Here is a 9,920-nt window from a genome sequence, read left to right on the forward strand (position 1 = left end):
TCCCGGCCTCGCGGCGTAGTTGCTCGGCCAGTGAGGCCAGCAGCGAGATTGGCGCGTCGTCGGGCGTGACGGTGCCCGCTTCCAGAATTTTGCGCAGGCGTGCCTGCGTCAACCCCATTTCGGGGCGACGGGCATGCACGGCATTGCCAAGTTCATGCAGGGTGGACATGACGGCAGTTTGCTTGCAGCAAAGATTTGATATCAAACATATCCGACATGTTGAAGCTTGAAAAAGCGCGTGCATACAGCCGCAGCTCATGCGTAGCCAGTGGGATTATCCCGCTGCCAGCGCCACGTATCCGCACACATCGCAGCTAAGTCATATTGGGCGGCCCAGCCTAGCACTTGCATCGCCCGGGCCGGGTTGGCCCAAATTTCGGCCACGTCGCCGGGGCGGCGCTGGGTGATGGTGCAGGGAATCTTGCGGCCGCTGGCGTGTTCAAACGCGCGCACCAGTTCCAGCACCGAGTGGCCCTGCCCGGTGCCGAGGTTGAAGGCTTCGCAGCCGGTGTGGGTGGTGGCGTAGTCCAATGCTTTTACGTGGGCGTCGGCCAGATCCATGACGTGCAGGTAGTCGCGGATGCCGGTGCCGTCGGGGGTGGGATAGTCGTTGCCAAAGACGTGCAGGCGCTCGCGTTGGCCGCTGGCAACTTGCGCGATGTAGGGCATCAGGTTGTTGGGGATGCCGCGCGGGTCTTCGCCGATTTGGCCGCTGGGGTGGGCACCCACTGGGTTGAAGTAGCGCAGTAGCACCGCGCTCAACTCCGGGCGAGAGGCACACCAATCGCGGATCAGGTCTTCCATCACCAACTTGGTGCGGCCATACGGATTGGTGACGCGCAGGGGCGCGTCTTCCTTCACCGGCACATGGTCGGGCTGGCCATACACGGTGGCCGAGGACGAGAACACCAGCCGCTCAACACCGGCGGCCTGCATGGCCTGCATCAACATGATGGTGCCGCTGATGTTGTTATCGAAATAGGCCAACGGCTGGGCGCAACTTTCGCCCACCGCCTTGAGCGCGGCGAAGTGGATCACCGCGCCGATGCCGCCCGCGAACGCGCGGGCAAGATCATCGCGGCTGCGGATATCGCCGTGTACGAAGCGCAGACTGCGGCCGGTCAGTGCTTGCACGCGCGTCAAGACGTCGGCGTTGCTATTGCACAGGTTGTCGATGACGGTGACCTGGTGCCCTGCTTCCAGCAGCGCCACGCAGGTATGACTGCCGATGTAGCCGGCACCGCCGGTGACGAGGATGTTCATGCTCATTCCGACAGTCCTGCGGTTAAGTCAGCCAGATCCTGGGCGTTGGCCTGCAGCGTGTGCAGTTCGGCGCGTAGTGCAGGTGGGATCTGCGGTGCGATGGCCACGTGCTCGATGGCCCAGCCCTGGAAGCGCGGGTGTGCCTGCAGGAACCGCTGCCCGTGCCGGTGCAGATCTAGGACGGCCGCGGGCAGCCGGGCGGGATTGCGCTTGCAGGTACCTAGGCGCAGGCGGCGGTTGTCTTCGTCCACGGCCACGAGGTCGATCTCCACGTCGCCCCGGTCCCAGTAGCCGTGGATGCGCTGGCTCAAGCTGAAGTCCCCCAGCCCACGGCGGCTACGCTCTTCGTAAAGCTGCGCGGCGAGGTCTTCCAGTGCGTAACCTTCACTCTCCTGCAGGCGCTCGTCGGCTTGCGCAATTAGTTCGGGCATCGGACGGAATGCCACCGACAACACCGGACGTTGCAACGCGTGCAGCCAAGCACGCAGAAAGTTGTCACGGATGTAGTAGCGACCACTGCGTGCGTTGGATTTGGCGAAGATGGGCAGACGACGCTCGATCATGCGGTAGCGCTCGGCCAAAATCTTGAGGTACCCACCCACCTGGCGCGCATCACCGGGACCGCTGAGTGTGGCCATGGCCGCTTCGATGTCGGAATTGGTACAGCCGGGATGCGCCGCCAAGTATTGCAGCACCATGTCGTAGCGGCCGCGCAACTCGCGCAGGAACCAATTGTCGGCTTCGCCGCGCAGCGGCGAGGAGCTGGCAAAGAACAGGCGTTCAAGCACGCCATGGCGGCCTTCGCCCAGCACGCCTTGCTCGTAGGCGTCGCGGTAGAACTTGGGCACGCCTTCGAACAAATTCCAGAAAAACAGCAATCGGTTGGGGTCGTCGTCGGCATGGGTGTGCAAAATTTCCAGCACCGAGGCGATGTCTAAGTGATCCAGATGCAATACGTCGGTGACCCGGTTGAACAGCGGAGCATCGCGGTCTTCCAGCAGGGCGGTCATTTCCGCATGCAAGGATCCAAGCACAATCAGGCCACCTGGCACCTGGTCGGCTTGGGTGGCAAGCTGGTCCACTTCGGCCTGCAGCATCGAGCAAAAGTCGAACAACTGCTTGCGGTGGAAGTACTGAAACTCGTCCAGAGCCACAACGTAACCGGCGCGGGCCAGGCGGCCAATGAGACTGGCCAGCCCGGCTAGGCCATCGGCGCGCTCGGCGATGCCAAAAGTCTCCAAGTAACCATTGCAGGCGGCCACCACGCCGGCCGGATCCGAGTCCGGGATCTGGATGTAGAGGGTACGGGTGATCCCGACCCGTCGCAGGGCTTGCTGGATCAGTGCGGTCTTGCCGATCCGCCTGCGCCCGGAAATCTGCATGAAAAACCAGCGCCCACGCGCCAGCACCTGCTCCAGTTGCTCAAGCTCAGTACGGCGGCCGTAGAACGACCACGGTTTGACGGGGGAGGACAGCATGCTTCGAAGCTTAACTTAAAAAATATTAAGTTACCTGGCAATCGCCGGTATCTTGTTGTTTGTCATCACTTATCTCGTGCCGTAGCTCATGCGTAGCCGGTGGGGTTGTCGCGCTGCCAGCGCCACGCCCTGCCGCAGCCATTCGGCGATCTTGTCATTGTGGAATCATAGTCGCCCTTCCACCGCATCCCGTGGCAGCACATGTTTGACGTCATAGACCACGCCATCGGCTTTCAGCAAGGCGCGCACGCCCTGCCCGCCCAGTTGCTTGAATTGGTCGTGCCCCACGGCCAGGATCACCGCGTCGTAGCTGGCCGGTTGCGGCGCTGTGATCAGGTCGATGGCGTATTCGTGCTGTGCCTCGGCGGCATCCACCCACGGGTCGTGGATGTCCACGTTGGCGTTGTAGCTGCGCAGGGTGTCGATGATGTCCACCACGCGGGTATTGCGCAGGTCGGGGCAGTTTTCCTTGAACGCCAAACCCAGAATCAAGATGCGTGCGCGTACCGGGTTGATGCCTTTTTTCAGCATCAGTTTGATCGTTTGATCCGCGACGAATGGCCCCATGCTGTCATTGGTGCGACGCCCCGCCAAAATCACCTGCGGGTGGTGCCCCACTTCCTGCGCTTTATGGGTCAAGTAGTACGGATCCACGCTGATGCAGTGACCGCCCACCAAGCCGGGGCGGAACGGTAGGAAATTCCATTTGGTACCGGCCGCTTCCAACACGTCCAAAGTGTCAATACCCAGCTTGTTGAACAAGATGGCAAGGTCGTTGACCAAGGCGATGTTGAGATCGCGCTGGGTGTTTTCGATGACTTTGGCGGCTTCGGCCACTTTGATACTGGGGGCTTTGTGGGTGCCGGCAGTAATGATGCTGGCGTACAGCGCATCCACGAAATGGGCGGTCTCTGCGCTGGAACCGGAGGTGACCTTGAGGATCGTGGTCACACGGTGGGCTTTATCGCCGGGGTTGATGCGTTCGGGCGAGTAGCCGATGGCGAAGGTCTGCTCGCCGGGGTTGGCAGTGGCTTCAAAACGCAGGCCGGAGACGCGCTCCAAGATCGGCACGCAGACTTCTTCGGTGCAACCGGGGTACACGGTGGATTCGTAGATCACCGTATCACCGGGCTTCAACACACTGCCGATGGCTTCGCTGGCCTTGATCAAGGGGGTCAGGTCGGGGCGCTTGGCGGCGTCGATCGGGGTAGGCACGGTGACGACAAAGACGTTGCAGGGCTTGATGTCGTCCCGTGTCGCGCTGTAGCGCAGCTGGGTGGCTTGGGCCAGCAAGTCGGGTTCAACTTCCAGCGTGCTGTCGTGGCCGCGCTGGAGTTCTTCCACACGCGCCGCGCGAATATCAAAACCAACGGTGGGGTAGCGCTTGCCAAATTCCACTGCCAACGGCAGGCCCACATAGCCAAGACCAATGATAGCGATATGGGCGTGGTCGAGGGTCTGCATGCAGTGGGTTCCAGATGGGGTCACGAAGCGTCTATTTTCACCCAAAGTGCGACGACGCGTGTACCGATAGCAATCGCATGTGCCACAGACAACAAAAGGCCGGATTGCTCCGGCCTGTTTGTTGACATCGTGGCAACGATTATTTGATCAAACGCAACGACACTGGGTAGCGATAGTTTTCGCCCTTGTTTGCAGCCATGCCAGCGAGGATGCAGAAAATCAGATTGGCGATCCAAACGACCGGCATCAACAAACCGCCGATGATGATGAATGCCAAAATCATGCATGCCACATAGGCGATTGCAACAAGAATTTGGAAGTTCAGCGCTTCCACTGCCTGTGTGTTCAACCAAGCCTTGTCGGTTTTGTCTTTATTGGTCAACCAGATGATCAGCGGCACGATGAAGCCCAGCAGGATGCCGGACAGGTGCGTGAGCATGGCAAGGTTGCGGTCTTCGGAAGATGCAGTGACGTCGTTCATGTGCTTAGGTGTCCCCGGGTTATGGCGTGATATGCGCCTTCCTCAAGCATAACGCCTTTCGCGAAAAAAACAGGTCAGCCCGCGCGCACCAATCCCGGCAGCGAAGGCAGGCCCGCACTCTCCGGGAACACGCTGCGTGCCAAGGCATCGGCGCTCACTTCCAAGTGCTCGCGCAGGATGCCTTTGAACAAGGCGCGCATGTCGGTGGTTGCCAGCAGGTCGCGGCCCTCGTTGAGCTGGGTTTTGCCCATTCCCGGCCATTGCCCGGCGATGCGTCCACCTTTCACTGCGCCGCCGGCGACAAATGCCACCCCGCCGGTGCCGTGGTCGGTGCCGCCGGTGCCGTTGATGGCGGCAGTGCGGCCAAATTCGGTGACCACCACCACCACGGTATTGGCCCAGATGGGTTGTGCACCGTCATGGAAGGCTTTGATGCCGGCGTCTAGTTCGCCCAGTTTGCGGTCCAAAATCGCCAGCTCACCGCCGTGGGTGTCCCAGCCGGTGTCTTCCACAAAGCCAATACGTGGCCCGTTTGCGGCCGCCATAAATTTGGCCGCTGCTGCCATGGCTTGCGGTAACTTCAAGCCGTTCTGACCTTTGCCTGCGCCCATCGCTTCCATGCGTGCGTCGATGCCGGCAAACGTGGGGGCCAAGCTGGGGTCGGCGGCGTACAGCACCTGCAACTGCTGCCACAAGATGGGATCGACCCCTTTGGCCAAAGGCGGCGACCAGGTGCTGACATCGCCCTTGCCGCGCATCGCCAGCGGCATCACCGCCGAAATCGCCAAGCCCTTGCCACCCGGCATGGCCGCCACGCAACGATTGAGCCAACCGGTGGTGCCACTGGTGCCAGTGGTGCCGTTTTCCACACAATCTTGGGCTTCAAAATGCGAGCGTTGCCGGTACGGCGGCGCAACCGCCACCATCGGCAACAATTGCTGCTGCGCGTACAAGCTGGCCATAAAGCCCAGTGCGCCGTGTAGGGAAAAATTACCGTCTAGCTTCAGACTGTCGGCTTGGCCTTTGCTGTGGATGAAATCACCGCGTAAGGCCATATACCCAGCATCACCCGGTGCCTGCAGCGCATGCACGCCATCCAAGCCGCCGCGCAACAGCACCAACAAAAAGCGGGTATCACCGCGTCCGGCAGCGGCCAATGCGAATTTGGGCAGGGCGGCCAGCGCCAGCGAGGCCGCGCCCATCCCCAAAAAACCACGTCGATCGAGGTTCATCTTAGATCCTCCATTGGAAGGCGGGGCTGGCCAGCAACAATGCCACGCCCTGTTGTATGGATTCAGCACGCCGCAAGGCCGTCGCTGTTTGTGGGTCCAAGCTTGCGCCGAGCGCCGCTTCGCCCATGTGCAAGGGGGTGCTGCCTTGCATGTCGGGCAGCCGGTCGGCCAAGGCCTGCGCCGCTTGCACACGCTTGAACAAGGCATCCGGCCCGCCCCAATCGGCGGCCACATCGCCAAACCCAGCGGGGGAACGCGGTTGGAATAACGGCTGCCCCAGTTGCGCCTGCAAACGCACCGCCAGTGCCACATCGTCCTGCGACTGCAGATTGCTGGCACGCAGTGCGGATAGGAAATAGTCATCGGGGGTTTTGAACTTGCGTGCCTGCGCTGACCACGCCTCGTCCGAGGTCACCATCGTGCGGCACACCGCCGCGATGTCACCGCCACTGCGCAGCCAGGTATTGGCCATGCGTTCCACCAGGGCTGGCGCGGGATCGTCGGCAATGAAATGCCGTGCCAATTTCTGCGACACATGCCGCGCCGTGGCCGGGTGTACGGCCAAGTCGTGCAGCACCGCCACGCCCTGCATTTCACCGTCTTGCCGGTAGGTCTTGCCGAACACCCGGCGTGCGCCGGGTTCGTGCGCGGTAGTGCGAAACACGAAACCATCGCCACGCCCTGCGCCATCGCGATCATTGGGACGCACCACACTCCAGCCGGTGATGGCGCGGGCAAATTCGGTGACATCGGTTTGGCTGTAACCGGCATTCACGCCCAGGGTGTGCAGCTCCATGATTTCGCGGGCGAGATTTTCATTCAACCCGCGTCGGCCCGACTTCGGCTTGTCGCTATTGCGGCGCGCGGCATTGACTGCCGCCTTCGAATCACTGCCGATGGATTGCGCATTGTCCAGATACAACAACATGCCCGGATGCCGCTCCACCGCCAGCAATAAATCGGCAAAACGACCGGTGGCATGTGGGCGGATGGCTTCGCGTTCCATCGGTGCGGCAAACAGCGAGGCGATGCGCTTATCCACCGAAATGGCGAAGTGGTTGGACCAGAACCGCACCAAACGTTCACGAAATCCCTGCGCCGTGGTGACCGCAACACCTTGGCGCAGCACCAAGTCTTGTTGCAGCGCACTGCGCAACTCATCGCGCCCTCCCACTTTTTTTTGCATGTCGGCAGCACCGGCCGCGCGCTGCTCGCGCATTGCCTTGCGCTGCTGCTGCACCCGTGTGTACATGGCCAGATAGGCGCGGCTATCGGGCAGTCCATCGAATGCGGCAATCGGTGCCGCACCTTGCAGCTGCGCCAACAGCCAGCCACGCGGGTCGCCGCCGAGGGTCTGCAATTCTTCCGGGCGTGCGCCCAACCCAAACCGATTGACCGCGCTTGCGGTCGCGTTTGCCAGTTGCATCGTTGCCATCGCCTTGCTCCTTGGGGAACATGACTGCCAACGCAGGATGCCCCGCGCAGGTTGACGCGCGCGGGATTACGCTTTTGTCATCTTTCGCCGGTACCAGCGACGGTCATATTGCCGACCAGGATCGAGCCGGTGCGCACATGCGAACGCAGGTCCACATCGGTGCCTACGGTTTCGATGGCGGCAAACATGGTTTTCAAATTGCCGGCAATGGTGATGCCATCCACCGGATAGGCAATTTCGCCATGTTCAATCCAAAACCCGGCCGCGCCGCGCGAGTAGTCGCCGGTGATGGCGTTGACGCCCTGCCCCATCAACTCCGTCACCAGCAGGCCACGGCCCATGCTTTTGATTTGCGCAGCCAGTGTGCCGGCATTGGCCTTGACGGTGAGGTTGTGCACGCCACCGGCGTTGGCCGTGGTCTGCAAGCCCAGCTTGCGCGCCGAATAACTGCCCAGCACATAACGCTGCACGGTGCCGGCATCGACCAGCATCGATTTGCGCGTGGCCACGCCTTCGGCATCAAACGAGGCCGAACGAAACCCGCGCGGCAAAAACGGGTCTTCTTCGATCGCAAACCATTCAGGGAATACGCGGGTGCCCACGCTGTCCAGCAAGAAGCTGGCGCGGCGGTACAACGCGCCGCCAGAGACGGCACCGATGAAGCTGCCAATCAACGAGCGCGCCATCTCTGCACTGAACAATACCGGCACCTGCCCGGTGGGCAATTGCCGTGGCTGCAAGCGCGCCAATACGCGCTGTGCGGCGTTGCGGCCGATGGCGTCGGGGGCTTCCAAATCCTGTTGCGCCAGCGCCACACTGAACCAACCATCGCGCTGCATCGCCTCGCCTTCGCCCGCAATCAGGGCGCAGCCGGTGCTGTAGGAGGTGGCCCGTTCGGCCCCCAAAAAACCGTGTGAATTGGCATACACACTGAGTGAGGCATTGGCATTCATCGACGCGCCATCGGAATTGCGAATGCGCGTATCCACCGCACGCCCGGCGGCCTCGCAGGCCAAGGCCACATCGATGGCGCGATCGGCATCAAACGCGGCCGGGTGCCAACTGTCGAACTCGCGCTGGGTCTGCGCCATCAAGCTGGCCTCGGCCAAACCCGCGCAAGGGTCTTGTTCGGTATACCGGGCAATGGCGCATGCCTGCGCCACGGTGGCGGCCAGACTGTCTTCACGCAGGTCGGCGGTGCTGGCACTGCCTTTGCGCTGACCAAAATAGACGGTGAGACCCACCCCACGGTCGCGGGTGGCTTCCACCGTTTCAACGGCGCCCATGCGCACGTTGACGGCCAAGCCGACGTCCTCGTTGCAGGTGACTTCACATTGGCTGGCACCGGCGCTGCGGGCGCGGCCCAGCACCTGTTGGGCGATCTCGGCCAGTCGCTGTTGGCGCGCCTGGCTGTCGTCGGCGGGAATACGTTCAAGGTGTGTGCTGTTCAATGGCTTATCCTATGCCGATGCGAGGACGTGACGAAGATACCGGTGAGTTTTTGAGCCCCAGCCGCAGCGCGCAGCGCCGCGCGGCGCTGGACGTGTTGGAACTGGGCGAACACTTGGTGGCAATGACGGCCACCCAGCTGGGCAAGCTGCCCATTCCCGAGGAGCTGCTGCCACATATTCGCGACACCCAGCGCATCACCTCGCACGGGGCACGCAAGCGGCAGTTGGCGTTTTTGGCCAAGCAAATGCGCAAGTTGGATGAGGATGCGTTGGAGGCGATTCGCGATGCGATGCGCGAAGACGGCGAAACCGCGCGCCGCGAAACCGCCGCACTGCATCGCGCAGAAGCCCTGCGTGAGGCGCTGCTGGGCGACGATGGCGACGCCGCGCTTACCGACGTGCTGGCGCAATACCCGCACGCCGACCGCCAGAAGCTGCGCCAATTGGTGCGCAACAGCCGCGAAGAACGCGCGAAAAACAAACCGCCACGCGCGTTCCGCGAGTTGTTCCGGGAGCTGCGGGACGTGTTGACGGGTGGCGAGGCCAGCACCGACGCGGACGACGGTGACGAAGACGAAGACAGTCACGACTGATCAGCCCGCCTGCGTTCCGCCCACGGTGAGCTCTGAAATCAGCAGCGACGGCTGACCCACGCCCACCGGCACGCTTTGGCCGTCTTTGCCGCAGATCCCCACGCCGTCGTCCAGCGCCAGATCGTGGCCGATCATCGCTACTTTTTGCATGGTTTCCGGGCCATTGCCAATCAAGGTGGCGCCCTTTACCGGCGCGGTGATTTTTCCGTCTTCGATCAAATAGGCCTCGGTGGCCGAGAACACGTATTTGCCGCTGGTGATGTCCACCTGGCCGCCACCAAAGTTCACCGCGTACAGGCCTTTCTTCACCGAGCGAATCATCTCTTGCGGGTCGTGGTTGCCGGCACGCATGTAGGTATTGGTCATGCGCGGCATCACCAGATGCGCGAACGATTCACGACGGCCATTGCCGGTGGGGGCCATGCCCATCAGGCGGGCATTGTGGGTATCTTGCATGTAGCCCACCAAAATGCCGTCGTCGATCAACGGGGTACACGCGGTGGGGGTGCCTTCATCATCGATA

The 9,920-nt window shown here is 62.0% G+C and carries 9 protein-coding genes; 1 reads left to right on the top strand and 8 read right to left on the bottom strand.

The genetic code is table 11. The annotated features are described in order from the left end of the window. Positions 1-255: 255 nt before the first annotated feature. From galE to pmbA, 7 genes are all read right to left on the bottom strand, one after another. Positions 256-1,263 (bottom strand): UDP-glucose 4-epimerase GalE, encoded by a 1,008-nt coding sequence (galE, locus tag PK789_RS10790; protein ID WP_324308766.1) that lies wholly within the window; start codon positions 1,261-1,263, stop codon positions 256-258. 2 nt (positions 1,264-1,265) lie between these two features. Then, the gene (locus PK789_RS10795) at positions 1,266-2,741 is read right to left on the bottom strand and encodes an ATP-binding protein (protein WP_324308768.1); all 1,476 of its coding nucleotides are present in this window, start codon (positions 2,739-2,741) and stop codon (positions 1,266-1,268) included. 165 nt (positions 2,742-2,906) lie between these two features. Next, complete coding sequence (gene tviB / locus PK789_RS10800; RefSeq protein ID WP_324308769.1) at positions 2,907-4,205, bottom strand: Vi polysaccharide biosynthesis UDP-N-acetylglucosamine C-6 dehydrogenase TviB; 1,299 nt, start codon at positions 4,203-4,205, stop codon at positions 2,907-2,909. 139 nt (positions 4,206-4,344) lie between these two features. Next, positions 4,345-4,686, bottom strand: coding sequence for a DUF4870 domain-containing protein (locus tag PK789_RS10805; protein ID WP_324308770.1), 342 nt, complete (start codon positions 4,684-4,686; stop codon positions 4,345-4,347). 74 nt (positions 4,687-4,760) lie between these two features. Further along, positions 4,761-5,918, bottom strand: a complete 1,158-nt coding sequence (locus PK789_RS10810; RefSeq protein ID WP_324308771.1) for a DUF1501 domain-containing protein — start codon at positions 5,916-5,918, stop codon at positions 4,761-4,763. Between the two features lies 1 nt (position 5,919). Then, positions 5,920-7,353 (bottom strand): DUF1800 domain-containing protein, encoded by a 1,434-nt coding sequence (locus tag PK789_RS10815; RefSeq protein ID WP_324308772.1) that lies wholly within the window; start codon positions 7,351-7,353, stop codon positions 5,920-5,922. A gap of 77 nt (positions 7,354-7,430) precedes the next feature. Beyond that, positions 7,431-8,804, bottom strand: coding sequence for a metalloprotease PmbA (gene pmbA, locus PK789_RS10820; RefSeq protein ID WP_324308774.1), 1,374 nt, complete (start codon positions 8,802-8,804; stop codon positions 7,431-7,433). Positions 8,805-8,821: 17 nt separating this feature from the next. On the opposite strand from pmbA, the gene yjgA reads away from it, so the two are divergent. After that, entirely contained in the window at positions 8,822-9,397 is a 576-nt protein-coding gene (gene yjgA, locus PK789_RS10825; RefSeq protein ID WP_324308776.1) for a ribosome biogenesis factor YjgA, read from the top strand. Here the strand turns inward: yjgA and PK789_RS10830 are convergent. Continuing rightward, the coding region (locus PK789_RS10830; protein WP_324308778.1) for a metallopeptidase TldD-related protein at positions 9,398-9,920 on the bottom strand (523 nt) is incomplete at its 5' end. It lies immediately after the preceding gene.

Source organism: Thermomonas sp., from assembly GCF_035369645.1.
In the GTDB taxonomy this organism is placed as follows: Bacteria; Pseudomonadota; Gammaproteobacteria; order Xanthomonadales; family Xanthomonadaceae; genus Thermomonas.